The organism is Streptomyces gobiensis (assembly GCF_021216675.1).
Lineage (GTDB): Bacteria > Actinomycetota > Actinomycetes > Streptomycetales > Streptomycetaceae > Streptomyces > Streptomyces gobiensis.
In genome coordinates this window covers 2,112,466-2,138,036 of sequence record NZ_CP086120.1, presented here as the reverse complement: position 1 = coordinate 2,138,036, position 25,571 = coordinate 2,112,466, and the positions used below count along the sequence as shown (strand labels likewise).

Below are 25,571 nucleotides of genomic sequence, written 5' to 3'. Positions count from 1 at the left end.
CGGCTGCGAGACACGCAGCGGAACCCTGACGTAAGAACAGGGAAGGACAACAAAGGGAACGAAGAGAACGGAAGGAACGCTGCATGCGTATCTCTACGGCCGTCATGCTCACCGATGAGTCCATCCACCCCGTACGGCTGGCTCAGGAGCTGGAACAGCGCGGCTTCCACGGCCTGTACCTGCCCGAGCACACGCACATCCCCATCAGCCGGGAGACCCCCGCCCCGATGGGCGATCCGCTGCCGCGCGAGTACGGCCGGACCGTGGATCCTTTCGTCACCCTGGGCGCGGTGGCCGCGGTGACCGAGCGGATCGGCCTCGGCACCGCGATCACGCTGGTCGCCCAGCATGACCCCATCGTGCTGGCCAAGCAGATCGCCACGCTGGACTGGATGTCCGGCGGCCGCTTTACGCTCGGCGTCGGCTTCGGGTGGAACGTGGAGGAGGCCGCCGACCACGGCGTGGACTGGTCCCGCAGACGAGACCTCGTACGTGACCGGGTGGCCCTGATGCGGGCGCTGTGGGCGGAGGAACCCACCGCGTACAAGGGTGAGTTCGGCTCCGTACGGGCGAGCGAGGCCCACCCCAAGCCAACCCGCCCACGCGGCCCCCGCCTCCTGCTCGGCGGCGCCGCAGGTCCCAGGCTCTTCTCCCATATCGCCGAGTACGCGGACGGCTGGATGCCGGTCGGCGGGCGCAGCCTGCGCGAATCGATCCCCCGGCTGCGTGAAGTGGCGCCGCGGGCGGAGGTCGTCCCGGCCTATGTGGCCCCATCAGCGGGGAAGCTGGCGCACTTTCGGGAGCTGGGCATCGAGGAGGTCGTGGTGCAGCTTCCATCGGCGGAGGAGGGCGAGGTGCTGCGGGCGTTGGACTCATACGCGCAGTACCTATAGCGCGGACTGCACGGCACTTGACGCCGTCCGAATCGCAGCCGAGGAGTACTCCGACGATCTGGCCGGCGGGTGGGGGCAGCTCGACGATGCGGGTGTCACCCGTATGAGGGATGGAAGGTCTGTCATACGACGTGTCTTAAAGAGCATCGGATCGTTGGGCGGTCTGCGTGGACGGGCACGTAGTCCGATCCATCAACGACAGCGACCCCAGAGGAAGAAGAACACCATGCGTCTCCGCAGTCTCCCCGCCCTTTGTGTATCAGCGGTCCTCGCCGCAGGGGCGATGGTCGTCGCCGCTCCCGCCGCCAGCGCCAACGAAGGTCCCACTCCGGCGGAATTCGTCGAAGACGGCGGAGAGATCAAGATCTGCACGCGCGGCACCCTGTTCGACGGTATGACCAACTTCGGCTGCCGCGCGCCGCACACGCCGATTACTGAGAAGACGACCTGGAAGGAGCTACGGCAGGAAGAGGACGCGGTGGCGCCAATGCTCTGCAAGCCGTCCCTGGCGAACGAGCTCATCGAGATCACCGAGTGGTACTCGCTCGGCGCCGGTGCCGCTGTGCAGTGCACCCCGGTCCCGCATACCTGGGGCCCCTGAGCGGTCAGCCGCCCAGCAGACCGCCGCTCAGGCCACCGGCCACGTCGTCGACGGTCTTGTCGACGGTGTCGACGAGACCGTCAACCAGTCCCTTGTCCTGGCCGCCGTCCTCGCTGTCGTCCGACTGCGGTTCGCTCGACTGCTCCGTAGAAGTGGACGCCTTGGTCGGCGTGGTCTCCTCGGACGAGGAGGACTTCACCGGGTCCGACGTTGCCGGTTTTGCTACACGGGTGGGCGCAGCTGACGCTGCGGTATCGGGAGCGGATTTGGTGCCCGGCCTGTACGCTTCGGCCCGGCTTGTCCGGGTGTCGTCGCCCGTACGCTCCTCCAGGAGCGTCGGCTCCGCAGCGGCGGTGGGGGTGATCTGCCCCGGACTGCTGGGCGTGTCCGCAGCGGTTTGCTCGGTGCCGGACAGCTGGTCCGGCTGCGAGTCGGCCCCGGAACGCGCCTGGGCGGCCTCGTCGCTGCTGCCAGCCGTCATCTGGAAGCCAAGGGCAAAGCTGCCCGCCACGCTCAGGGCGGCAGCGGCCTTGAGCGTCGTGGCACGTGCGTAGTGGGCACGGGTTGGTCGGCGGTGTCGGCCCATCTCGCTCGCATCTCCCAGTGACGTGGTTGCTGTGGCGCACAGTAAAGCGCGACCGGGTGGCCGAACGGTATACCGATGCGGATTCGTTACGCGGTGGGTACGCGTCAGTAGCTTAAGGGGCCCTCGATCTACTGTTCTGTCCGGGATTCAACCATCCATCGGTGGCCGCCGCCTGCGGACGGCGGCCGACCCACGGCAGCTCAGGTCAGCTGTCCGCTGTAGATGACCTGTCCGCACCCCCTGCAGACCTTGTCCTTCCCTTGCCGTTCGAGTTCCTGATGGTCACACGCGGCAGTCATGCTTGAGTCCTCAACAAGTGATCGTCACTACGTCATCGAGTCCCCCCGGGGCGATGAACAAACCGCGATCCCGCCGCCGTTGTGCGCTTTCGTGCGCGACGACGTACGGGCGGACCATCGCGGCCGCGTCACCGTCCAACGGCTCGCTGTGCTTGGGAACGCGTGGCGGATGCTGCGGACGTGGGGGCACGATCACGTCCGGCGTCGCGGGGGAGATCCGGGCATGCCGCCCCGGGGTTCGGGGAGTAAGCATCCTTGCGGCGATCCGGGCGATAAGGTTGCGCATGTCGACTGGCTCTCTCTCTGGTTGACCATGTCCCGGGGGTGTCTTCAGCACCCGCCGGGGCGCTTACTGCGTGGGGTGGACCTTCAGGGCGGCGTGCACTTCCTGGACCCGGGCGATCCGGAGATCGTCCGGCGCGCTGCGCCACTCGCGGCCGTCAGCCAGGGCCCGGAGCCGCACGGTGGCCCCGTTGCGGCCGATGACCTCGCCCACGCACCGCATCCCCTCACTCCACATGGCGACCCCGAGCTGGGGAGCGCCGTTCATGCATCCCTGGGTGAGCGTGCTGGCGATCACCCGGACCGCCGCGCGGTCCAGGGGCTCGAAGCGGACCAGCGGCGTGCCCAGCTCCGACTCCTGGAGCTGGGCGATGTATCGGGAAACGCCGATGAGTTCCAGCACATCGCCCAGGCTGTCCCGGGCTGCTCGGGTTTCTTGTACAGCTGTGTTTTGGTGATCTGGCGTCATTGGGTGCTCCGTACGTCCGGTCGGCAATTACCGTGTGTACGTCAAGAGTTGCGTTCCGCTGCCTAAACTCATAGAGGTCTGATGTTCCACGACTCCGCTCGGAACAAGGGGGCTTGCACATGGCGGCGAGACCACGCGAACTGACACCGGACCGCTCTATCCGGCACTTCTACGGCGCCGAGATGCGGCGCTACCGCACCAACACCGATATGTCGCTGGACCGGCTCTCCGGGATCGTTCGGTACAGCAAGAGCCAGCTACACCGCATTGAGACAGCCCAGATGATGCCTCCGCCGGGCTTCTCTGAGTCGCTGGACGCGGCGTTCGGCACGGATGGCCACTTCGCACGGTTGTATGGACCTGTCAAGCGAGAGGTGCATCCCGACCAGTACCGCCGTCACATGGACTTTGAGGCAGAGGCCAGGGTCGTAGAGGAGTACGCGGGACACGTCGTCCCCGGCCTGCTCCAGACTGAGGCGTATGCCCGTGCGCTGCTACGGGCCGGTGCTCCCGATGCCTCGGAAGAGAAGCTTGAGGATCGGGTGACCGCACGAATGAGTCGTCAGGAGCGGCTTCGGTCCGACGACCCCCCTCGGCTGTGGGCCATCCTGGAAGAGGTAACCATCCGGCGCATGGTTGGCGGTCCGGAGGTCATGCGTGAACAACTGGCCTCTTTGCTCCCGGTAGTGGACACCGCAACGACCAAGATGCAGCTTCTGCCGAACAACCATGGTGAGCACCGCCTGCTAGGCGGCTCGCTCACGCTCCACACGCTGCCGGACGACACTACGGTGGCTTACGAGGAGGGCATTGACGCTGGCCGCCTCTACGAAGACGCTGACTCGGTGCGGGAGCGCAGGCACGCCTACGATGCGCTGAGGGCGTACGCCCTTTCTCCCAAGGAGACTGCCGCGTGGATCCGATCGGCAATGGAGGACTGCAAGCCATGCGAACCCCCCGACCAGACATGACCACCGCACAATGGCGCAAGTCCAGCTACAGCAACACCCAGGGCGGCAACTGCGTCGAGGTCGCCGACAACTTTGCTGGCACCGTCCCGGTTCGGGACAGCAAGAACCCACGCGGCCCGGCGCTGGTGTTTTCTGCCGACGCTTGGTCCGCGTTCATCGAGATTGCCAAGCGAACCGCCCATTAATGGGCGGAAGTTGACCGGTTTTGACTGATTCGCCCGGGGTGCCGGTGATGTGATTAGAGTGAGCGGGTCATCACGCTTCGCTCACAGAAGTGAAGCGGCCCTCAACGGTGCTGCCAACATCGAAGAGGGCCTTCACCGCCAAGGTCGACTAGAGGAGACCCTGGGATGCTTCGGCATGTTATCGCGCCTGCGCGCTTCTTTACTCAAGTTCCGAATGAGATCATCCGTCATCCGAGGCTGAACGGTACGGCTGTGCGGATGTTGCAGTGGGCGTTGTCGTTGCCGGAGGGGTCGCGGGAGACGTTCACGAGTATCGGGGAGCAGATGCCGGAGGGGCGGATCGCGATCCGTAAGGCCCGTCAGCAGCTGGTGGATGAGGGGTTCGTTCACACCCGGCAGTGGCAGTCTCCCGAGACGGGGCGGTGGGAGACCCGGGTGCTGGTCTCCAATGTGGCGCTGACGAGTGACGAGGAGATCGCCGCCGCTTTCGCAGGGCAGCCGGGTGGCAGGATCCTGCCTGCCGGTAAGCCAGTGGATCGGGCTGTCGGCGACTCACCCAAGGGTGTAAACACCCGGGAGAACACTCCCCACCCTCCCGAGCCCGAGCCCGGGCCTGAACTTGGGCGGGCTGCCCGTGTGTTGGCCAGTATCGGGGCGGTTGAGCCCCGGTTGCGGCTGGGGGCGGCCGAGGCCGTGCGGCTGGCGCCGCTGGCCGAGGAGTGGTTCGCACGCGGTGCTGGGAAGGCCGAGATCCGGGATGCGCTGACGGCCGGGTTGCCCCGGCGAGTGCATGCTCCGGGGGCGATTGCCGCGTACCGGTTGCGGGCCAAGCTGCCCGCGAAGCCTGTGCCTCCGGTGCCGCCGCCTGCTGAGTGCGGGGAATGCCGGGACCCTTTGCCCCGTGGGCAGGAGTCGGGGATCTGCGGGCGCTGCGCCGGGGTAGCGCCGCCGGAACCGGACCCGACGTCGGAGACCGGGCATCCCGGTCCGGCCCTGGTACGGGCTGCCTTTCAGGCCGCACGCGGCCAGGCGCGGACTGCGTCTGCGTGAGGGGGTGGGGAGGGGTGGGTTGTTCCGGACGCTTGCCCGTGATTTGTGGGCCGACACAGACCTCACCGGCCCACTCAACGCTGCCGCGTGTCGGGTCGTAAATCATGGGTCCGGAACGTTCCACCCCGGACCGCCCCCGACCCACAACGCACCGGAAGCGGCTACGCTCTCGGGTAGCGCCGCAGCCAGCCGGGGGAGCCCGCGGGGGTGGCCGGGTCGTGCAGGGCGGGGCCCTGCGTCATCTCCATGGCGAAGTCGTCGGCCAGCTCCAGGATCGTGGCGCGGCCTTCCAGCTCGACGACCCAGCGGGGCGGCAGCGCGGTCTCGCCGTGCAGGGTGCCGAGGAGGTTGCCGCAGATGGAGCCGGTGGAGTCGGAGTCGCCGCTGTGGTTGACGGCGAGGAGCAGGCCGTGCTGGACGTCCTCGGCGACCAGGGCGCAGTAGACGCCCATCGCGAGGGCTTCTTCGGCGGTCCAGCCCTGCCCCAGCGACTCGACCCGCTCGGCGGTCGGCAGGCCCTGCCGTACCGCGCCGAGCGCCCGCTTGAGGGCGTCGGTGGTCTCCTCGTGCCCGGGGCGGGTGATCAGCTGGGCGAGGGCCTGCTGGATGGCGGCGTCCAGCGAGTCGCCCCGGGCGAGCGCGTGCACGATGACGGCGAAGGCACCGGCGGCCAGAAAGCCCGTCGGGTGGCCGTGGGTCTGTGCCGCGCACTCCACCGCGAGCTGGAAGACGAGTTGGGGCTCCCAGCCCACGAGCAGCCCGAAGGGCGCCGACCGCATGACGGTGCCGCAGCCCTTGGAGCCGGGATTCTTGGGCTTGTCCAGGGTGCCCATACGGTCATCGGCGAGCCCGGTGACGCAGGCGTTCCCGGGGGCCCGCTGGGCGTACAGCCACTCCTCGCGGGCGAGCCAGCCGTCGTCCTTCTTACGCTCGTCCGGGCCCCAGTCCCGCTGGGTCGCGGCCCAGCGGCGGTAGGCGGCGTGCACATCGGTCGGCGGGTGCCAGGCCCCGGCGTCGCGGCGTACATGAGCCCGTATGAGGCCGTCGACGGTGAACAGGGTCATCTGGGTGTCGTCGGTGACCGCGCCCCGCCGCCCGTACGCGGGCACATAGCCGGTGACGCCATCCGGGCCGTGCGCCGCCCGGATGGCGTCAAGTGAGTCGAACTCGATACCGGCCCCGAGCGCGTCGCCGATCGCCCCACCCAGCAGGCATCCGCGCACCCGGCTGCGGAAGTCCTGCTGCTCGACCCGGCCCCAGATCGCCGTACTGGTCCCAGCGGTCACCGCGCCCCCTCCAATCGATCGCCTCCGCCCTGAGTCAGCACTGTAAACGACATGAAGTGATCAGAACGGACGAGTTCGGGTCACTCTGCTGAGCGTCGCAGCCGTTCACTTACGCGCCGCCTCACCGTCGCCCGACTGCTGCTCCCGCTCCTGCTCCCGGCCCTGTTCCGGGCCCTCTTTTGCCGGGCCGCCGCGTCGCCACAGCCGTACGGCGATGGCAACCGCCAGCAGCGCCGCCACCGCCAGCAGGACACCCGTGTCGGAGACCGCTGAGCCCACCGAGCGGGCCCATTGCTCAAGGCGGGCCTCCTGGTCCACGTCCAGGATGCCGGGGAGCGCCGAGGTGCCGCTGTAGAGGAGGAAGACCGCGCCGATGAGGAGGAAGAAAGCGCCGGAGAGCAGTGAGGTGGTGTGCAGCTCCAGCGGGCCCACCCGCACTGCCCGGCCGCGCAGCCAGCGGCGGTGACCGAGGTCGAAGCGCTCCCAGAGCAGGGCGAGGGCGAACAGCGGTGCCGCCATGCCCAGGGCGTAGACGGCGAGCAGCACACCGCCGTAGATCGGGGAGCCGCCCACCGCCGAGATGGTGAGGATGCCGCCGAGGATCGGCCCGGCGCAGAAGCCCGCCAGGCCGTAGACCGCGCCGAGCGCGATGACCGACACCACCGAGGACGGCCGGATACGGGCCGCCGCCTCCTGCATACGGCGCGAACCGAAACCGAAGCCGAGGATCTGCGCGACGCCCAGGGCGATCACCGTCCAGCCGCCGACAGCGATCAGGGTGTCCCGGTGACCGTAGAAGAGACGGCTCGCGAAGGAGCCTGCCGCACCCAGCGGGACCAGGGTCAGACACAGCCCCAGATAGAAGGCGGCGGTCCGGCCCAGCAGCCGGGCCGGGGTGGCGAAGGAGTACGCGAAGAAGGCGGGCAGCAGCAGCGCGCTGCAGGGACTGAGCAGGGCGAGCAGCCCGCCGAGGAACGCGGCGAGATAACCGATGTCACCGCTCACTCGGCGGCCGCCTTGCGGGCCTGCTCGATGGCGCTGGTGAACACCTCGGCGGGCTGGGCGCCGAGCACCGGCTGACCGTTGACCAGAAAGGCGGGGGTGCTGGAGACACCGAGGTTGTAGCCCTCGCCGGTGTCCTTGTTGACGGCGGTCCTGGCGTCCTCGCTCTTCATGTCCTTGACGAAGCGGTCCAGGTCCGGCACGCCCGCCTCGCGGGCCATGGCCTCCACCTTGTCCTGGGCGAAGGCGCCGCTGTTCTTCCTCCGCTCCTCGCCGTAGGCGACATCGTGGAAGTCCCAGAACTTGCCCTGCTGCCCGGCGGCGTAACCGGCCAGCGCGGCGGTCTCCGACTCCTTGCCGAAGATCGGGAACTGGCGCCACTCGATCCGCAGCACCCCTTCGTCCACATACTTCTTGACCAGCTCCGGCTTGGTGTCCCGGGCGAACTTGCCGCAGAAGGAGCACTGGAAGTCGGCGTACTCGATCATCACTACCGGGGCATCGGTCTTGCCCATGGCGTAGGGGTCCTTGGCGTCCCGGCGGGCGAGGGCGAGCAGGGCGTTCTTCTGGGCTTTGCTGGGCTCGTCCGCGCTGGCGGCGGGATCGGAGGCGCCGCCCGAGCCGCTGTTGCCGCTGTTGCCGATCCAGCCGAAGGCGGAGACGGAGGTGAGGACGAGCACGCCGACGAGCGCTGCGATCAGCAGCGTGACGGAGAGCTTCTGCTTCTTCTTGCTCATGGTCATGTGAACTCCCATGCCGCGCTGACGGCGCGGCAAGTAGGTCAGGAGGAAGACAGGGAAGAGAGGGAAGATGGTGCTCAGGGTCGGGCAGCCTTCCCAGCGCGCCGCGTGGCGGCGCGCTGGGAAGGCGGGGATTCTAGATCCGTAGGACCGACAGCTGAGCGAGATCGGGTGGGCGCGTACCAGGGCCGCGCGCCGGGGGATTCCCGGGTCCGGCCGGCGGCACGCCAATGGTGTCGGGTGCCAGGACGGGGCTCGCGGCGGGCTGGCCCGGGTCCTGGTGTTGGCGCGGTACGACCAGCGGGACCGGCTCCTGGGTGTCACCGGAGCACGCGGGGGACTCATCACCGCTGGACGCCTGTGCGGTGACCGACACGCCCGGTGGGCCGGTCGGGTCCGTCTGCGCGGACGCCGACCGTGTTCCTCCGGCGATGGCGCTCGCCAGCAACAGCATCAGCGCGCACAGAGCGATGAGCCTGTGCGCGCTGATGCCACCGCGCCGAACTGCCATGCCCCACAGAATACGCACAGTTCCGCTGCCGTAAGTGGCGCTGAGGCGTAGGGTCCTGGCCAGAAGACATCATGGAAGATAAGAGGAGGTAGCCGCATATGTCCGTCGAGCTCAATCACACCATCGTGTACGCCCGGGACAAGAAGATGTCAGCCGAATTCCTCGCCAGCATCCTGGGCCTGGAGGTCGGCGCCCCGTTCGGACCGTTCATCCCCGTGGTCACCAGCAATGGGGTGACCCTCGACTTCTATGAGGGCGGCGAAGGCCCGATCACCCCGCAGCACTATGCGTTTCTGGTCTCCGAGGACGACTTCGACGCCATCTTCGACCGGATCGAAGCGGCCGGGCTCACCTATTACGCCGACCCCAGCCACACCAGGCCGGGCGAGATCAACCGGATGGACGGTGGCCGTGGGGCGTACTTCGACGACCCCGACGGCCACAATATGGAGATCATTACCCGGCCCTACGGCAGCGGTTCCAGCGATTCCAGCGGTTCCTGACGCGGGACGGTCAGCCGTCCGGGCAGGGCGTGCCGCGCGGCAGCCGGTACGGGGCCGCGATCCGGTACGTCCCCGGGCCCGGGGCCTCCAGCAGCGTCCAGGTGTCGGTGGCCCCGTCCGCGCCCGCTGCCGACACCGGCTCGGCGGACCGCAGACAGCCGAACTCATTGGGCTGCCCCGCACCCGGTGGCGCGATCCGCTCACCGTCCACATCGACCAGCCCGAGCCAGGGCGACCAGGGGATACGGACCAGCACCCGGCCCTTGTCCCGTACCGTCACCTTCACCTCGCCCGCCGCCGCCCGCTCCACCTCCGCCGGTGGCTCGGCCAGCGGCGTCGGGTCGACGACCCGGTACAGCTCCCAATTGGCATCCGACCAGACCTTGTGCAGATAGGGCGGTCCGGCCCGTACGATCCTGGCCTCCCCCCGGCCCGCGCCATCGGGCTCGTCGTGCGGCAGCACGACAAAGCGCACCGCCCACCGCTGTAGCCAGGCGTGATAGCTCTCCGAGGTCAGGGTCTTGTCGTAGAAGAGCGGATTGCGGTCGGTGTCCGCCTGCCGGTTCCAGCCCCGGGCGAGGTTCACATAGGGCGCCAGCGCGGACGCCTCCCGGTGGCTGCGCGCCGGGACCACCTCCACCCGGCCGCGTTCCGCCTCCTCCTGCTTCAGCCGGTCCACCAGCGGGGCCAGCTCCCGGGCCCAGGCGGCGTCCGGGGTTGTCTTCACCACATCCCAGACCGGCTTGTAGAACTGCCAGCCGACGACAACGCTCAGCGCCAGCAGCAGCGCGGCCCTGCGGCGTGCAGTCAGGTCGGGACGCCGCTCCAGCAGGACCGCGAGCAGCACCACGGCGCCGAACATCAGCCCCATACGTTCCACATTGGAGCCGACCTGCGAGGGAATCGCCCAGGTCAGCACCGTCCCTGCGGCATAGATGGCGGCCGAGAGCCGCACCGCGCGCCACTCGCGCGGCGCGAAGCCGAAGACCGCGAGCGCGGTGAAGACGGGGAAGACCGTGGAGTCCCACGGCATGGGCTGTACGCCCTGGAAGGGGAACAGCCACGCCGACAGCGCCACCACGATCGGCGGCGCCAGCGCCAGCGCGCAGGCGGCCTGCCGACGCCTGGCCAGGAGGAGCGCACCCGCCACCACCCAGAGGAACAGCCCCGCGACCGGACTGCCCGCCGTCGCCAGCGCGGCGAGTACGAAGGCGGCCGTGCCGCGGCTGCGCCGCCAGTGCGCCCAGCGGCGCGGCCACGCCCAGACGACGGCGACGGCACCGAGAGCGAAGAGCATGCCGAGCGCGAACGTGACCCGGCCGGAGGCGGCGTTGCACACCATGGCGACCGCGCCCGCCAGCGCGGGCAGAAGCGGACGCTGCAGGGGACTGCGGGCGAGGATCCAGGCCAGCAGCCCGGAGGAGAGCACCCCGGCGACCGCCAGGGTGCTGCGCACTCCGATCGCGGCCATCAGATACGGCGAGATCACGCTGTAGGAGACGGGGTGCATGCCGCCGTACCAGGCGAGGTTGTACGCGGAGCCGGGGTGCCGTCCGGCGAACTCCGCCCAGGCGTCCTGGGCGGCCAGATCCCCGCCGTCGTTGGCGACGAGCGTCACCCAGAGCAGATGCAGTACGACGGCGAGCAGCAGCGCCGCACTCACCGGGTGCCGCAGCGCGGCCCGTATCCGCCCGTCCGCGGTCACCGTGTCCTCTTCGCCCTCTGCCCCGTGGTCGTCCCGCTGACCTTACATAACCGGGCAGGGCCGAGCCCCCTCGGCCAGGACGGCGGGCCAGCCGAGAGGGCTCAGTCTGCGGGGCGGCATGGGGTCGTTCGCCGCTTCAATTGCGGTCGAGCGCTCCGTTGTCGACAGCGCCGACAAAGGCCGCCCAGGAAGCGGGAGCAAAGGCGATTGAGGGGCCGAGCGGATTCTTGGAGTCGCGGACCGCGATGGTCTGCACTACCGGGGACTTCACCTCGACACAGGCGCCATTCCCGCCGGAGTATGAGGATTTCTTCCAACGGTCGGTCTTACCTTGCTGAATTGCCATGTCTGCTCCGGTCTTCCCAAGTTTCCCTTGGGAGGTAATCGGGGGAGGAGCCAGCTTCTTCTGACTGGCACATGATCGACGCTACTAGTCGCCCTGGACGGCTGGTAGCGTCGTTCACTCGACCGGATGGCATATTCGGGGTGCTCTTCCCAGTAACGGTGGCAGAGGTGTACCTTGCCGCCCGCTATCCGCGCGCGTAGTCCTTGGCCACATCCTCGATGAAGGCCCGTGTCTGATCGGCGTTCAGCGCCTGAGCACGCAAATGCTCATACATCACGCTATAGCTGTGCACATCGTTGGCCTTCTCGAGATAGAGGTCGCTTGTCACGCCTTCCAGATAGACGACCGTGGAGTCGGCCGTATCCGGGAACTCCAGAATCGCGTACTGGCCGTTCACTCCTGGATGCGCACCCATCGAGAACGGCATCACCTGCACGGTCACATGCGGCAGCTGGGACAGCTCGATCAAATGCTCCAGCTGCTCAATCATTGTCTGCCGACCGCCCACGGCACGCCGTAGCGCCGCCTCATCCAGCACGACCCACAGGCGCAGTGGATTCCTGGGCGCGGCAATCCGCTGCTGGCGGCGCATCCGTACCTGCACCCGCTTCTCGACCTCGGCCGGTGACGCTTCCGGCAGCGCACCGGCGACCACGGCATCCGCGTAGCCCTGGGTCTGCAACAGGCCCGGCACGATCTGCGGCTCATAGATCCGCAGTGAGGCCGCGTCCGTCTCCAGACCGATGTAGACGCTGTAGGGGATATCGCCGAAGGCATGCCACCAGCCCTGCTGCCGGGACTCCTTGGCCATCTGCATGAGCGAGTCGACTATCCGCCGGTCATCGACCTCGTAGACGCCGCAGAGATCGCGCACATCCCGCTGGCTGATGGAGCGGCGGCCGTTCTCCAGCCGGCTGATCTTCGACTGCGAGACCAGCAGCCGGTCGGCGACCTCTTCAGCCGTCATGCCCTTCTCTTCACGGAGCTTTCGCAGCTCCTGCCCCAGTCGGCGCCTTCGCACGGTGGGATTGACGTTGGACGCCACGGGACGAGCACCTCCGCTGTTAAGTACGAATACTTCTCAGCAGATTGCCACCAACGGTGCGGTTCCGTCGGTAGTTTGACAAGAATCGGGCACGGAGTGTGTGTGGACGCACGCGCGGGGTGGTTGAGCGGGCCGCCGTCTCCTGCGGCTCGCGCAACCACCCCGCAGCGGTTGAGCGGCTCCCATTGTGGTGGGTCCAGGTGTTGCGTCAGCGGACTCCAGCCCGTGCCATGCCGCCCCGTCGAGGCTGCTGGGGCAGCTGTCGCGCCGGTGCGGACGTGGCCGACGCGGACGCGGATGCGGTAGCCCGGGGAGCGCTGTGGTTCCCGGAGCTGGTGGCCGTCACGCGCCGTGGCTGCGCCGCCACTCCGTTCTGCACATCCATCACCGCGTGCGCCACGAGGCCGCCCATCGGGTCGTGCCTGATCAGATCCCGCAACCGGGAGCGGCAGGACCGCCCCTCATTGCCGGGATAGAGGTGCTTGCCGAGGCCGACCGCGTGGGCCAGCGCGGCGAGGGCCGCGGTCCGCGGGTCCGGCGGTACGCCGGTGCGGATCGCTGAATCCAGCCGGGACCTGATCTCCCGGCTGATGGCCGTCTCCGTCGCCTGGTAGCGAGTCGTCGGCAGTACCCCGCACATCTGGCCGTTCACGGCATGCACCATGCCGCAGCGCTCCAGATGGCTGAGGTACGTCTGGCGCAGCCCAAGCCGGGGCCCGCCAATCCAGTGGACAGCGCGCACCGGGCTGCCGCGCCTGCGCAGCAACTCAAGTGCGGAGTCCAGTGTCGGATCTCCAGTCGGCCGTGGCAGCACCACGGCAATGCGATCCCCATCAGGGGCTATCCGTCCTGCCATGGCCAGCTCTACTAGCTGGGCCCCGGCAAGACCAAGGTCAAGCGACTGCGGCTGCGCTGTGGTACCCGTGGCCGGGTCCAGAGCGAGCAACAGAAGCTCCTCCGGAATCGTTCTGCGGCTCCTGCCCATCCATGCCTCCCCGCGTGGATGAATGACAGGGTGACCCCTCTCACAGAGTTCTGTCGAGAGTGCCTGGTGGTTATGTGATGGAACCAGTAGGTATGTCGTTCTCGTCTGCCGAGTCGGACAGCGGGTCCTGGGCGGGTGCACAGGACACTGTTAACTGGCAGAGCGATGGGCAGGACATCAGGAGGCACGGTGGCGGGCGAGTCCCCCGACAGATCGTCGAAGCAGCAGGAGTCGTCGGGGGAGACGACACCAGAACGTGACGCGGTTCCCGAGGACCGCACCCCAATCGATCCCCGCCCGACATTCGCCGCCCGATCGGCGCAGCCCTCAGCCGACGCCAGCCCCACTGAGGGCGCTGCCGTTGAGCCGGAGGCCCCCGCTGAGGATGGTGGCGCTGGTGCTGACGGACGGGGCGAGCCCGCCGGGTCGGGCGGTGAGGATTCGGCGGTCGGGGCGGAGGGTGCCGCTGAGGAGGCCGCCGAGGGCGGTGCTGAAGGTGGCGCTGAAGGTGGCGCGGCGGAGGGGGCCGAAACTGAGCCGGAGGCCGCCGCTGAGGAGGACGGCACTAGTGCTGCGGTGCGGGGTGAGCCCGCCGGGTCGGGCGGTGAGGATTCGGCGGTCGGGGCGGGGGGTGCCGCTGAGGAGGCCGCCGAGGGCGGTGCTGAAGGTGGCGCTGAAGGTGGCGCGGCGGAGGGGGCCGAAACTGAGCCGGAGGCCGCCGCTGAGGAGGACGGCGCTGGTGGTGCGGTGCGGGGTGAGCCCGCCGGGTCGGGCGCTGAGGATTCGGCGGCCGGGGCGGAGGGTGCTGAAGCTGAGCTGGAGGGTGCCGCCGAGGACGACGGTTCCGCTGCCGTGCCGGAGGATGAGCCCGCTCAGCCCGAGGGTGACGATCGGGGCGAGCCCGCCGGGTCCGGCGCTGAGCGCGTCGATCAGCCGACGGCCGCCTTCCGTGCGCCCGCCGCCCCGCCCCCTGAGGGCGCCACGGAGGAGCCGGAGGCCGGGCGGACGAGCCAGTTCGTACCGCTGAAGTCCACCGACGTACCGCCACGGCCGCGCCCGGTGGACGCGCTGACGGCCGAGCTGCCCGAGGTGGAGCGGACCCGGCAGCAGCCGATGCCCCCGGCCCCCGAGCAGAAGCCGCTTGATCTGCTGGCCCAGCTAACCAACAAGCCCGCGCCGCCGGAGACGCCGATGCGTACCGTGGTGCGCCGGGTCAAGATCTGGACGCCGCTGGTCGCGCTGGTGGCGATCATCTTTGTCGTCGTGCAGCTCGTACGGCCCCTCCCGGAGCCGGAGCTGAAGCTCACCGCGCAGCAGACCTACTCGTTCGCGGGAGCGAAGCCCAGTGTGGAGTGGCCCAGCTCGGGCCAGGCCGCGCTGGAGATCGACGGGCTCGGCTCCCTCGGCACCTCCGGTGAGCAGAAACCGGTGCCGATAGCCAGCGTGGCGAAGACGATGACGGCGTACATCATGCTCCGTGATCACCCGATGAAGGCGGGTGAGGAAGGCAAGCCGATCAAGGTCGACAAGCAGGCCGAGGAGGACGCGGGCCTCAGCCAGCAGGGCGAGTCAACGGTCGATGTGACGGAGGGCGAGACCCTCACCGAGCGGGAAGCTCTCAACGCCATCATGATCGCGTCCGCGAACAACGTGGCGCGTCTCGTGGCCCGCTGGGACTCCGGTTCCCTTGACGCGTTCGTCAGGAAGATGAACGACACCGCCAAGGAACTCGGTATGAAGAACACCACCTATACCGACCCCAGCGGCCTGCTCAAGGAGACCGTCAGCACCGCCGAGGACCAGGTGAAGCTGGGCAAGGCCGCGATGAAGTACGAGGCCTTCCGAAACACCGTCAAGCTGCCGTACTACCACGACCGCAACGGCAAGAAGCAGCACAACTGGAACCAGCTCGTCCCTTACAACGAGACCGTCGGCATCAAGACCGGCACCACCACCGCCGCGGGCGGCAATCTGCTCTTCGCCGCCGAGAAAGAGATCCGCGGCACCACGCAGCTGATCATCGGTGCGGTGCTCAGCCAGCCGCCGGCCGGTCCCGGCAACTCCATCCTGGAGGGCGCCCTCAGCGCGGGCCGCGATCTGATCAGCTCCGCCCAGCAGGCCCTGGAGGCGGAGAAGATCGTCAAGAAGGGCGATGTCGTCGGCCATGTCGACGACGGCCTGGGCGGTCAGACCCCCGTCGTCGCGACCAAGGACGTTACGGCCGTCGGCTGGCCCGGTATCAGGGTCGGGCTCGACCTGACCAACGGCGACAAGCCCGTCCCGCATGAGGCCGACGCGGGCACCAGGGTCGGCACGCTGACGGTCGGTGGGGGACCGGGCCAGGTGAAGGTTCCGGTCGCACTGCGGAAGGAGCTCACCGAACCCGGTACCGGGTCGAAGATCGCTCGTGTTCTCTGAGCCTGGATCTCCGTACTCCGGGCTGTGGACTGGCGTCGTACCCTTCGGTAATGACCTCAGACGCGCAGGGACCTACCGGACCTACTGGACCTACCGGACCCACCGCCAACGCCATGCGCCGCGCACTCCGCCGGGCCAGGGAGGGCGTGGCACTGGATACGACCGAGGCCGCCGTGCTGTTGCAGGCGCGTGGTGACGATCTCGCCGGTCTGACTGCCTCCGCCGCCCGGGTGCGCGACGCGGGTCTGGAGGCTGCCGGGCGGGCCGGGGTCATCACGTACTCGCGCAGTGTCTTCATCCCGCTCACCAGGCTCTGCCGCGACAAGTGCCACTACTGCACCTTCGCCACCGTGCCCGGCAAGCTGCGCCGCGCGGGCCATGGGATGTTCATGTCCCCGGACGAGGTGCTGAGCATCGCCCGGCGCGGCGCTGAACTGGGCTGCAAGGAGGCGCTGATCACCTTGGGGGACCGCCCCGAGGACCGCTGGCCCGAGGCGCGCGAGTGGCTGGAGGCCGAGGGCTACGACGACACCGTCGCGTATGTACGGGCCATGGCGATCCGCATCCTGGAGGAAACCGGGCTGCTGCCGCACCTCAACCCCGGCGCGATGTCCTGGACGGACTTCCAGCGGCTCAAGCCGGTCGCCCCGTCGATGGGCATGATGCTGGAGACCACGGCCGAGCGGCTGTGGAGCGAGCCGGGCGGGCCGCACTATGGCTCTCCGGACAAGGAGCCCGCCGTCCGGCTGCGCGTCCTGGAGGACGCCGGCCGCTCCAACGTCCCGTTCACCAGCGGGCTCCTGATCGGGATCGGGGAGACCTACGAGGAGCGCGCGGAGTCACTGTTCGCGCTGCGCAAGGTTCAGCGTGCCTACCACGGCATCCAGGAAGTCATCATCCAGAACTTCCGCGCCAAGCCGGATACGGCGATGCGCGGTATGCCGGACGCCGAGCTGGACGAGCTGGTCGCCACCGTCGCGGTCGCCCGCCACATCCTGGGCCCCGCCGCCTGTCTCCAGGCGCCGCCGAACCTGGTCGACGACGAGTACGCACGGCTCATCGGGGCCGGAATCGACGACTGGGGCGGCGTTTCCCCGCTCACCCCGGACCATGTCAACCCGGAGCGTCCCTGGCCGCACATCGACGAGCTCGCCGAGCGCTCCGCCGCCGTGGGTTTCCAGCTGCGGGAACGGCTCGCCGTCTACCCCGAGTTCATCCAGCGCGGTGAGCCCTGGCTGGACCCCCGGCTGCTGCCGCACGTGGGGGCCCTGGCCGACCCGGAGACCGGCCTCGCCCGTACGGACGCGGTGGTCGAGGGCCGCCCCTGGCAGGAGCCGGACGAGGCGTTCACCGTCAGCTCCAGCGGGCGCACGGACCTGCACCGCAGCATCGATACCGAGGGGCGTACGGCCGACCGACGCGATGACTTCGATGAGGTCTACGGCGACTGGGCGGCCCTGCGTGAGCAGGCCGCGCCCGGGATGGTGCCGCAGCGTATCGACACCGATGTACGGTCCGCCCTGGCGCAGGCCGCCGCCGACCCCACCCGGCTGACGGACGACCAGGCGCTGGCCCTGCTGCACGCCGACGGTCCGGCCCTTGACGCCCTGTGCCGGGTCGCCGACGAGCTGCGCCGGGACACCGTGGGCGACGAGGTGACGTACATCGTCACCCGCAACATCAACTTCACCAATGTCTGCTACACCGGCTGCCGGTTCTGCGCCTTCGCGCAGCGCCGTACGGACGCGGACGCCTACACACTCTCCCTCAGCCAGGTCGCCGACCGGGCCGAACAGGCCTGGGAGGTAGGCGCGGTGGAGGTGTGCATGCAGGGCGGCATCCACCCCGACCTGCCCGGCACCGCCTACTTCGACATCGCCCGCGCGGTAAAGGAACGCGTCCCGGGGATGCACGTCCACGCCTTCTCGCCGATGGAGGTCGTCAACGGTGCTACGCGCACGGGGATGTCCATCCGTGACTGGCTGACCGCCGCCAGGGATGCGGGACTTGACTCCATCCCCGGTACGGCGGCCGAGATCCTGGACGACGATGTCCGCTGGGTGCTCACCAAGGGCAAGCTGCCCACCGCCACCTGGACCGAGGTCGTGCGGACCGCCCACTCGCTGGGCATCCGCTCCTCCTCCACGATGATGTACGGCCATGTCGACCAGCCCCGCCACTGGCTGGGTCACTTCCGCACGCTGGCCCGGATCCAGGAAGCCGCGTTGTCCGAAAACATGGGCGGCTTCACCGAGTTCGTCACCCTCCCCTTCATCCACACCAACGCCCCGGTCTATCTCGCGGGCATCGCCCGCCCCGGCCCCACCAGCCGCGACAACCGCGCGGTGACGGCCATGGCCCGGCTGCTGCTGCACCCGCACATCACCAACATCCAGACCAGCTGGGTGAAGCTGGGCGCGGAGGGCGCCGCCGAGATGCTGCGCTCGGGCGCCAACGACGTAGGCGGCACGCTGATGGAGGAGACCATCTCCCGGATGGCGGGCTCCTCCTACGGCTCGTACCGCTCGGTCAGGGAGCTGGTCGCCATCGCCGAGGCGGCCGGACGCCCGTCACGGCCCCGCACCACCACCTATGGTCAGGTGCCCGCCGAACGCCAACAGGCCGCCCTGGCCTCCGACGGCCATCTCCCGGAGCTGCTGCCGGTCCTGGGAGACTGACCCCGCGGTACGGCTGGAGTACGGCACGCGGAACGGCCCGGCGCGGTCATCGCGACCATGCCGGGCCTCCACTCCCCCATACATCAGCCAGCCGTACGAACCCCCGTGCCGCACGCCGTGCCCATGCCGTCTATTTCATTTTACGTACCAGGGAGAGGGTACGGTGCAAGTGGCCTCTTTTTCAAGCGGAATTGACGGGCGGGGGATGGATTGCCGGTAGCCGCGTAAACTTCATTAGTGACTAGCCACAGTGTTGGGCCTCGGTGCTGACCACACCGTGGTGCGGAGTACAAGGAGTGGTGGGGTGACCAGGGGGAAGCCCGGCAACGGGCGCACCATCGCACAGAAACTCGATCATTTGATCGGTACTGTCCATCCACCGGGCCGTGGCCCGCTCAGCTATATGGAGATCGCCGAACGCATCAAGGAGAAGGCCGGGCCCGGTGGCCAGACCGTCTCGCACGCGACGATCCAGAAGATCCGTAAGGGTGAAATCACCGATCCCAAGGTCAGCACGCTCACCGTGATCGCGGGCTTCTTCGGAGTGCCGGTGACCTATTTCTTCGACGACACCGTGGCCGACCGGGTCGACGCCAAGCTGGCCAAGGTCCGGGAGCGGGTCGAGCTCACCCAGGCCCAGCGGGAGCTGGTGGACATCCTCGGCGACGGCGATGTCCGGGATGTGGCGGTGCGGATGAACGGGCTGTCCCCCGGCAGCCTCCGGGCGATCCGGGGAGTGATCGACCAGGCGCGGCGGCTCGAAGGGCTGCCGGACGCCCCCGGCGGCAGGCAGTAGCCGCCGGATTCCGGCGGGAAAATCGGGGGTGTTCGGCGCCGAAGTCGCTTAAGATACGGCGCCGAAGGAGATCGTATGCCCAAGACGAGCCGCCGTGCCCGCTGCGAGGCCGTCGCCGACGCTCTCGACTTTCCACGCCCGTTCGACCTTGATGTGCTGTGTGACCGTATCGCCGCGGAGAGCGGCCGCCCGCTCCGGCTGGTCGCGCTCGACGGAGCGCCGGACGGCGAGCTGCCCTCCGGGGTGTGGGTGGCCACCAGCACCACTGATGTGATCTTCTACGAGCCCGCGACCAGCGCCGTGCACCGGTTGCAGATCATCCTGCATGAGCTGGCGCATCTGCTGCTCGGACATGGCGAGCCGGACGCCGAGCGCCCCGCGTACACGACCCGGCTGCTGGGGGAGGCCGGATCCGGCGCTCTCGCTGAGGACGATGAGCTGGATCTCGACCAGCTCCGCGATGTTTTCGGCGTTTTCGGCGTCTTCGGCCGCACCAGCTACCGCGATGACGAGGAGCGCGACGCCGAGTTGCTGGCGACCATCCTCAGTGACCGGGCCCTCGACCGGGCCCTCAGCAGCCACCCCATCGGGGCGGCCTGGCGAGGAGCCCAGCACTGGCTGTATCTGCGCTGGCTCCGTCCGCTGTGGGCCGACCTGACGACGGCTGTCCCCGCGGTCGTACTCCATGAGGAGCTGCGCCGTGGCGAGCCACGGATGCGGCTGCACCGCCGGGTGGTGGAGATCCGCGATGCGATTCTCGCGCTTCAGCCCTATGTCTGTGCCGAGCGGCGGGTCCAGGCGGAGGCGGTCGGCGCTGGGCAGCGGGTCGTCGCTGACGCGTGCTGGGTAGAGGCGGCGCGGCGCGCCAAGCTTGCGGGGTGCGCGCCTGTGGATGTTGTGGCGCGGCGGGGTGGCGCGAACTCCGCGACGCAGGTCGCGGATGGGGGGCTGGAGGGGCTTGACGCGGAGGTTCGCTGGCTGCGGCGGCTTGACGCTGCGCGGCGTGGTGAGGTGGTGCGGCGCTTTGTGGAGGGCTCCCGGCGGTAGGAGCGTGCCGGGGCTTCGCCCCGGGCCCCGGGGCTGGCCGGTGCGGGCCGGTGCCGGGGTGGGTTTCCCCAATTCCCGCCCCTTCCCGGAAACCGGGGCTTCGCCCCGGGCCCCGGGGCGGGCGGGTGCGGGACGGTGGCCGGTGTTGTGCCCACCCGTTCCGCCCTGCGGAACGACTGCCCACAACAGCTGGGGGAAAGCTAGGCGTTGGGGGTTAGGAGGGTGAGGAGTTGGGGGCCGTATTTGGCTAGTTTGGTCTCGCCTACGCCGTTGAGCGCGCTGAGCTCGTCCAGGGTCGTCGGGGAGGCGGTAGCGATCTCGCGCAGCGTCGCATCGTGGAAGATGACGTACGCGGGCACCCCCTGCTCCTTCGCGGTGGCCGCCCGCCAGGCCCGTAGCTCCTCGAACACCGGCACAGCGGCCTCGGGGAGGTCCACGGGCGCGGCGCGCTGACGGGGCGTACTCGTCCTCGGCGCCTTCGCGGCCCGTACCGGGTCGCGCCGCAGCCGTACCTCCCGCTGACCGCCCAGCACCTCGGCGCTCGCGTCGGTGAGGACCAGCGTGCCGTAGTCGCCCTCGACGGCGAGCAGCCCCTGGGCCAGCAGCTGGCGTACCGCGCCGCGCCACTCCGCTTCCCGCAGCTCCGTGCCGATGCCGAAGACACTCAGCGCGTCATGGTCGAACTGAATGACCTTGGCCGACTTCTTCCCCAGCAGAATGTCGATGATCTGGCCCGCCCCGAACTTCTGGCCCCGCTCCCGCTTCAGCCGGACCACGGTCGACAGGATTTTCTGAGCGGGGATCGTGCCGTCCCAGGACTCCGGCGGGGTCAGGCACGTATCGCAGTTGCCGCATGACGCAGATGACGCATCGGTCCGCTGGCCGAAGTAGTCGAGCAGCTGGGCACGGCGGCATGTGACCGTCTCGCAGAGGGCCAGCATGGCCTCAAGGTGGGCCGTCAGCTTTCGGCGGTGCGCGTCATCGCCTTCGGAGCCGTCGATCATTTTGCGCTGCTGCACCACATCCTGGAGCCCATACGCCAGCCACGCGGTGGACGGCAGGCCATCGCGCCCGGCCCGGCCCGTCTCCTGGTAATAACCCTCAACGGACTTGGGCAGATCGAGATGGGCGACAAACCGCACATCGGGCTTGTCAATGCCCATACCGAACGCGATGGTGGCGACGATGACGAGCCCGTCCTCACGCAGAAAGCGCGCCTGATGCTCGGCACGGGTGCGGGCGTCGAGCCCCGCGTGATACGGCACCGCCTCGATCCCGTTCTTCACCAGGAACTCGGCGGTCTTCTCCACGGAGTTCCGGGAGAGGCAGTACACGATGCCCGCGTCGCCCGTGTGCTCCTCACGCAGCAGCGTCAAAAGCTGCTTCTTCGGGTCGTCCTTGGGCACGATCCGGTACTGGATGTTCGGGCGGTCGAAGCTCGCCACGAAGTGCCGGGCATCCTGAAGCTTCAGCCGGGAGGCGATCTCGGCGTGCGTAGCCTCGGTGGCCGTCGCGGTCAGTGCGATACGGGGCACCTCGGGCCACCGCTCATGCAGCTGGGACAGGGCCAGATAGTCCGGCCGGAAATCGTGCCCCCACTGCGCCACACAGTGCGCCTCGTCGATGGCGAACAGGGAGACCCTGCCCCGGTCCAGCAGCCGCAGCGTCGACTCGACCCGTAGCCGCTCCGGTGCCAGATAGAGCAGGTCCAGTTCGCCCGCGACGAACTCGGCCTCCACCAGGCGCCGTTCGTCCAGGTCCTGGGTGGAGTTGAGGAAGCCCGCGCGCACGCCCAGGGCTCTCAGGGCGTCGACCTGGTCCTGCATCAGTGCGATGAGCGGTGAGATCACGACGCCGACGCCGTCGCGCACCAGCGCGGGAATCTGGTAGCACAGCGACTTGCCGCCACCGGTCGGCATCAGTACGAGGGCATCACCGCCAGCGGCGACATGGTCGATGATCTCCTGCTGCTCACCGCGGAACGACTCGTAGCCGAAGACACGGCGCAGCACCTCGGGCGCGGCAGTGGGGGCAGCGGTCATCCGGACATGCTAGGAGGTCCGGGGGAGGGCCCATGACCACTTTTCGGCCATGGGCCCCGGCCCCGGCTGCAGCGCAGCGCCCCGCCCTGGGGTGTCACAGCCGCTTCGCGCTGCGCAGCGCGGAGGCGTAGTAGCCGTTGCCGTCCAGCCGTGCGGTGCCGCCCTTGTCGCCCATGGTCGGGCCGTTGATCTCTTCCCGGCTGGAAATGAAGATCTTGTGGCCGTCGGTGTCATGGCCCAGATAAATGCCGGCGTGGTCGAGCCGCTTTCCGGTGCGCGCGTCGAGCCAGAAGAACGTCAGGTCACCCGGCTGGAGAACGTCGATGGAGGTGGGCCGGTCATAACGCGGCGCGTCCCCGGTCAGCGGAATGATGTCGGCGCCGAGCTTGGAGCGGGCCATGCCGTTGGCGGTACGGGGGAGGCCGTCGCCCCGCTTGTCCGTGGCCATCAGCGGATAGCGCGCCCGGTAACCGAAAACCGTACGGATAAAGCCGGAGCAGTCCATCGCCCGGTATCGCTTCGCCTCGGGCTGGAGCGTGGTGCCGTCCCGGAAGGTGTAGGGAATGCCCAGGTAGTCGTAGAAGTCGGACTGCTCAAGCCGGTAGTCGGCGCCTTCCTTGCCGTCCGGGTTGATGGGGCCGAATTCGGCGTCACCCGCGTAGGAGACGCCCTCGTCGTCCTTCTTCACCGGCGCCTGGTGGACGTACTGGAAGGCGATCGCGAAGATGTCGTCTTCTTCGCTGCCGAAATACTCCTTGAACCAGTCCTTGAACCACTGCTCCTTCTCGGCGCCCTTCTTCCAGACCTCGGGCATCAGCCGCACCCAGTTCTCGGTGACGACCCGGGATTTTGTGTGAGCGGGCTCGGTGAAGGTGCGGCTGGGGCCGGTGAGGGTGGCGGTACGGGCGCCATCGGTGAAGGTGGCCAGCACCTGTCCCTTCTCACCCCGCAGGACCGAACGGGCGGGGTTCTTCAACCGCTCCCAGGTCCGCTCGCCGGTGTTCTGACCGGCGTTGGACGACTTCAGTACCGGGGTGTCGGTGACCGTCTGTACGGCTGGCGCCTTGGCCTGCTCTTCCTTGCGGAGTTCCACGGTCAGATACGCGCTGCCGGCGAGCAGGGCGAGGACCGTCGCGGCGTGCACGACGGGATGGGACTTGCGCTTGGTCTTGGCACTCATGGCTCAGCTCCGGTCGTTGATCAGGCGGACGGCAGGGCGCCGAGCAGGATCCCGGCGGTGAGGACGACATACGTCATAAGCGTCACCGAGCCGGTGGCCAGGATCGTCGCGCCCTTCGGCTGGCGGACCAGCTGATAGGCGATCAGGCCAGGGACGATGAAGCCGAGTGTCTGGTTGGAGTACATCAGCGGGAACTCCCGCTGCAGCACAAAGAGCAGGGTCGCCTGGAGAACCACGCCGATCAGCACGACCGCGGCGAACAGCCGCTTGCCGTAGAGGATCACCAGACGCTGGATCAGCAGGGTGCAGACGTAGGTCAGGACGGTGACGCCCACGACCATCGAGGCGTGCTGCAGGTCCTCCACGAGGGTGAGGGCCAGCCAGCCCGGGGTGATCATCCCGCCCGGGGAGAGGTTGGTCGTCAGATAGCAGACCAGCGAGAACAGCAGGCCCAGGGCGATGCCGATCGCGGCTATCTCGGGCGTGAGGACGGCGGGGATCAACGGGGTTCTCCTGGGCTCTGCCACGGATCGGAATACTCGGAATACGGGGTGTGCCCTTGCTGGGCGTACGGCTGGGTGTACGGCTGGGCGTGCTGGATCGGCTGAGTCGGCTGGGTGTGCTCGACCGGCTGGTACGGCGGTTCAGGCTGGTACCGGGCCTCGTACGCGAACGGATAGCGCGCATAAGGGTCGAGGCGCGGCGCGTAGGGCTCCGCGGCGGTCGTCGCCCCCAGGGCGGGCGGGCCGTCGGCGTCGTCCGGCATGTCATCGGCCGGCAGTTCGGCGAGCTGCTCCAGCAGCAGCTCACCCTGTCCATGGATATTGCCGATGGCGACCAGCGAGGAGTCCGGGCCCAGCCGCGTCAGCAGCTCCGCCATGAACTCCTCGGGGTCTCTGCGCTCCCCGCCGAGGTCAACCGCGTGCGGCCGCCACTGGGCGGGCATCGCGTCCAGGGCGCTCTTGGTGGGATGCCCGATCAGGAACACCGACTCCGGTGCCAGATCGGGGATGATCTCGCCCATCTGGCCATTGCGCTCAACCCGGTCGGGACGGCAGTTGATCACCACATTCAGTGGCCGGCGGATGGCACCCAGATCGAGCAGCTGATTGATGTTCATCAGCGTGGACTCGGGGTCGTTCGCCGCGAAGACATTCGCGAACCGCAGCCGCTTGCCGTCCGGGGTGCGGTACCGCTCGACGGAGAGCACACCCGGGTCCGGCGGGGCGTCGTACATGCCGCGCAGCGCGGTCTCGCGGTCCACGCCCAGGAGTTCGGCGACGGCCAGCGCGATGGCCACGTTCTCCTTGAAGGTGAACCAGCTGAAGCCGCGTAGCTCCTCGTCCGTGACGGTCTCGGGGTCGGCGTAGACCAGCTCGCAGTCCCGGGCGTCGGCCTCCTCCTGGAGGATGTGGAAGCGGTCCCGCTCCGCGGTGACGCAGATGCCGCCCTCGGGCATGGAGCGGCACAGCGAGCGCGCCACATCGTCGAGGGTGGGGCCCATCTCTTCCAGATGGTCCTCACGCACATTGCAGAGCACACCGATGGTGGAGCGGATCAGCTTGCTCTGGTTGATCTCCTGCAGCGCGGGCATGACGGCCATGCACTCGATCACCAGGGCATCCGGGTCGTACGAGGCCGCCCGCCGTACGATGCCGATCTGCTCGACCACATTGGCGATGCCGAACTTGCGGTAGACCGGCTCCTCGGTGGCGTCCGGGTGGATAAACCTGGCCGCGGTGCCGGTGGTCTTGGCCACGGTGACCACATCGCCGCCGCGCAGCGCGCCCGCGCACAGCCGGGTGATGGAGCTCTTGCCGCGGATGCCGTTGACCAGCACCCGGGCCGGTATGTGCTCGAGGTTGGCGAAGTGCCGCCGCTGCTCGAGGATGCCCGCGATCAGCAGGATGGCACAGCTCACCACGAGCACGGTGTAGAGGAAGAGCACGGC

General features: G+C 68.8%; 24 protein-coding genes. 10 read left to right on the top strand and 14 right to left on the bottom strand.

All coding sequences use genetic code 11. From position 1 onward, the window contains the following. Positions 1-83 precede the first annotated feature (83 nt). Together test1122_RS09760 and test1122_RS09755 are read left to right on the top strand one after the other, a co-directional pair. The gene (locus tag test1122_RS09760; RefSeq protein ID WP_232268767.1) at positions 84-893 is read left to right on the top strand and encodes a TIGR03619 family F420-dependent LLM class oxidoreductase; all 810 of its coding nucleotides are present in this window, start codon (positions 84-86) and stop codon (positions 891-893) included. Positions 894-1,119: 226 nt separating this feature from the next. Beyond that, positions 1,120-1,494: a hypothetical protein gene (locus test1122_RS09755; RefSeq protein ID WP_232268766.1), complete on the top strand. Its 375-nt coding sequence runs from the start codon at positions 1,120-1,122 to the stop codon at positions 1,492-1,494. A 4-nt stretch (positions 1,495-1,498) separates the two neighbouring features. On the opposite strand, the gene test1122_RS09750 is transcribed toward test1122_RS09755, so the two are convergent. Next, complete coding sequence (locus tag test1122_RS09750) at positions 1,499-2,080, bottom strand: extensin (RefSeq protein WP_232268765.1); 582 nt, start codon at positions 2,078-2,080, stop codon at positions 1,499-1,501. Positions 2,081-2,728: 648 nt separating this feature from the next. Further along, the gene (locus tag test1122_RS09745) at positions 2,729-3,064 is read right to left on the bottom strand and encodes a hypothetical protein (RefSeq protein ID WP_232268764.1); all 336 of its coding nucleotides are present in this window, start codon (positions 3,062-3,064) and stop codon (positions 2,729-2,731) included. Between the two features lie 185 nt (positions 3,065-3,249). Here test1122_RS09745 and test1122_RS09740 point away from each other — a divergent pair, with 185 nt between their 5' ends. The 3 genes from test1122_RS09740 (at position 3,250) to test1122_RS09730 (ending at position 5,336) form a co-directional block, all read left to right on the top strand. Beyond that, positions 3,250-4,101, top strand: a complete 852-nt coding sequence (locus tag test1122_RS09740; RefSeq protein WP_232268763.1) for a helix-turn-helix domain-containing protein — start codon at positions 3,250-3,252, stop codon at positions 4,099-4,101. Continuing rightward, positions 4,098-4,286, top strand: a complete 189-nt coding sequence (locus test1122_RS09735) for a DUF397 domain-containing protein (protein ID WP_232268762.1) — start codon at positions 4,098-4,100, stop codon at positions 4,284-4,286. Before test1122_RS09740 ends, test1122_RS09735 begins: the two co-directional genes overlap by 4 nt. A 258-nt stretch (positions 4,287-4,544) precedes the next feature. Continuing rightward, on the top strand, positions 4,545-5,336 hold the full coding sequence (locus test1122_RS09730; protein ID WP_232271850.1) for a hypothetical protein: 792 nt from the start codon (positions 4,545-4,547) through the stop codon (positions 5,334-5,336). 161 nt (positions 5,337-5,497) lie between these two features. On the opposite strand, the gene test1122_RS09725 is transcribed toward test1122_RS09730, so the two are convergent. From test1122_RS09725 to test1122_RS09710, 4 genes are all read right to left on the bottom strand, one after another. Next, the gene (locus tag test1122_RS09725; protein WP_232268761.1) at positions 5,498-6,622 is read right to left on the bottom strand and encodes an ADP-ribosylglycohydrolase family protein; all 1,125 of its coding nucleotides are present in this window, start codon (positions 6,620-6,622) and stop codon (positions 5,498-5,500) included. Between the two features lie 105 nt (positions 6,623-6,727). Next, the gene (locus test1122_RS09720) at positions 6,728-7,627 is read right to left on the bottom strand and encodes a cytochrome c biogenesis CcdA family protein (protein WP_232268760.1); all 900 of its coding nucleotides are present in this window, start codon (positions 7,625-7,627) and stop codon (positions 6,728-6,730) included. Next, a complete protein-coding gene (locus test1122_RS09715) occupies positions 7,624-8,367 on the bottom strand; it encodes a DsbA family protein (RefSeq protein WP_232268759.1) in 744 nt (247 codons plus the stop codon). The genes test1122_RS09720 and test1122_RS09715 overlap by 4 nt, the downstream gene beginning before the upstream one ends. 133 nt (positions 8,368-8,500) lie before the next feature. Further along, complete coding sequence (locus test1122_RS09710; RefSeq protein ID WP_232268758.1) at positions 8,501-8,875, bottom strand: hypothetical protein; 375 nt, start codon at positions 8,873-8,875, stop codon at positions 8,501-8,503. A gap of 98 nt (positions 8,876-8,973) precedes the next feature. Between test1122_RS09710 and test1122_RS09705 the strand changes: the two genes are divergently transcribed. Further along, the gene (locus test1122_RS09705) at positions 8,974-9,378 is read left to right on the top strand and encodes a VOC family protein (protein WP_232268757.1); all 405 of its coding nucleotides are present in this window, start codon (positions 8,974-8,976) and stop codon (positions 9,376-9,378) included. Positions 9,379-9,388: 10 nt separating this feature from the next. On the opposite strand, the gene test1122_RS09700 is transcribed toward test1122_RS09705, so the two are convergent. The 4 genes from test1122_RS09700 to test1122_RS09685 all read right to left on the bottom strand — a co-directional run bounded on the left by test1122_RS09700 (position 9,389) and on the right by test1122_RS09685 (position 13,459). After that, complete coding sequence (locus test1122_RS09700; RefSeq protein ID WP_232268756.1) at positions 9,389-11,083, bottom strand: MFS transporter; 1,695 nt, start codon at positions 11,081-11,083, stop codon at positions 9,389-9,391. Between the two features lie 136 nt (positions 11,084-11,219). Then, complete coding sequence (locus test1122_RS09695) at positions 11,220-11,429, bottom strand: DUF397 domain-containing protein (RefSeq protein WP_232268755.1); 210 nt, start codon at positions 11,427-11,429, stop codon at positions 11,220-11,222. Between the two features lie 184 nt (positions 11,430-11,613). Beyond that, positions 11,614-12,474, bottom strand: coding sequence for a helix-turn-helix domain-containing protein (locus test1122_RS09690; RefSeq protein WP_232268754.1), 861 nt, complete (start codon positions 12,472-12,474; stop codon positions 11,614-11,616). A 208-nt stretch (positions 12,475-12,682) separates the two neighbouring features. Further along, positions 12,683-13,459, bottom strand: coding sequence for a GOLPH3/VPS74 family protein (locus test1122_RS09685; protein ID WP_232268753.1), 777 nt, complete (start codon positions 13,457-13,459; stop codon positions 12,683-12,685). 189 nt (positions 13,460-13,648) lie between these two features. On the opposite strand from test1122_RS09685, the gene test1122_RS09680 reads away from it, so the two are divergent. The 4 genes from test1122_RS09680 to test1122_RS09665 all read left to right on the top strand — a co-directional run bounded on the left by test1122_RS09680 (position 13,649) and on the right by test1122_RS09665 (position 20,398). Beyond that, positions 13,649-15,877, top strand: coding sequence for a D-alanyl-D-alanine carboxypeptidase family protein (locus tag test1122_RS09680; protein ID WP_232268752.1), 2,229 nt, complete (start codon positions 13,649-13,651; stop codon positions 15,875-15,877). Positions 15,878-15,927: 50 nt separating this feature from the next. After that, positions 15,928-18,555 (top strand): bifunctional FO biosynthesis protein CofGH, encoded by a 2,628-nt coding sequence (locus tag test1122_RS09675; RefSeq protein ID WP_232268751.1) that lies wholly within the window; start codon positions 15,928-15,930, stop codon positions 18,553-18,555. Positions 18,556-18,859: 304 nt separating this feature from the next. Then, complete coding sequence (locus tag test1122_RS09670) at positions 18,860-19,351, top strand: helix-turn-helix domain-containing protein (RefSeq protein WP_232268750.1); 492 nt, start codon at positions 18,860-18,862, stop codon at positions 19,349-19,351. 75 nt (positions 19,352-19,426) lie between these two features. Then, positions 19,427-20,398 carry a DUF6545 domain-containing protein gene (locus test1122_RS09665; RefSeq protein ID WP_232268749.1) on the top strand — a complete coding sequence of 324 codons (972 nt, stop codon included), beginning with the start codon at positions 19,427-19,429 and terminating at the stop codon, positions 20,396-20,398. Positions 20,399-20,598: 200 nt separating this feature from the next. On the opposite strand, the gene recQ is transcribed toward test1122_RS09665, so the two are convergent. The 4 genes from recQ to pgsB all read right to left on the bottom strand — a co-directional run bounded on the left by recQ (position 20,599) and on the right by pgsB (position 25,568). Then, on the bottom strand, positions 20,599-22,440 hold the full coding sequence (gene recQ / locus test1122_RS09660) for a DNA helicase RecQ (RefSeq protein WP_232268748.1): 1,842 nt from the start codon (positions 22,438-22,440) through the stop codon (positions 20,599-20,601). Positions 22,441-22,534: 94 nt separating this feature from the next. Then, positions 22,535-23,620, bottom strand: coding sequence for an NlpC/P60 family protein (locus test1122_RS09655; RefSeq protein WP_232268747.1), 1,086 nt, complete (start codon positions 23,618-23,620; stop codon positions 22,535-22,537). 20 nt (positions 23,621-23,640) lie between these two features. Next, on the bottom strand, positions 23,641-24,123 hold the full coding sequence (locus tag test1122_RS09650; protein WP_232268746.1) for a poly-gamma-glutamate biosynthesis protein PgsC/CapC: 483 nt from the start codon (positions 24,121-24,123) through the stop codon (positions 23,641-23,643). Next, positions 24,120-25,568, bottom strand: a complete 1,449-nt coding sequence (gene pgsB, locus test1122_RS09645) for a poly-gamma-glutamate synthase PgsB (protein ID WP_232268745.1) — start codon at positions 25,566-25,568, stop codon at positions 24,120-24,122. The genes test1122_RS09650 and pgsB overlap by 4 nt, the downstream gene beginning before the upstream one ends. Between the last annotated feature and the right edge of the window lie 3 nt (positions 25,569-25,571).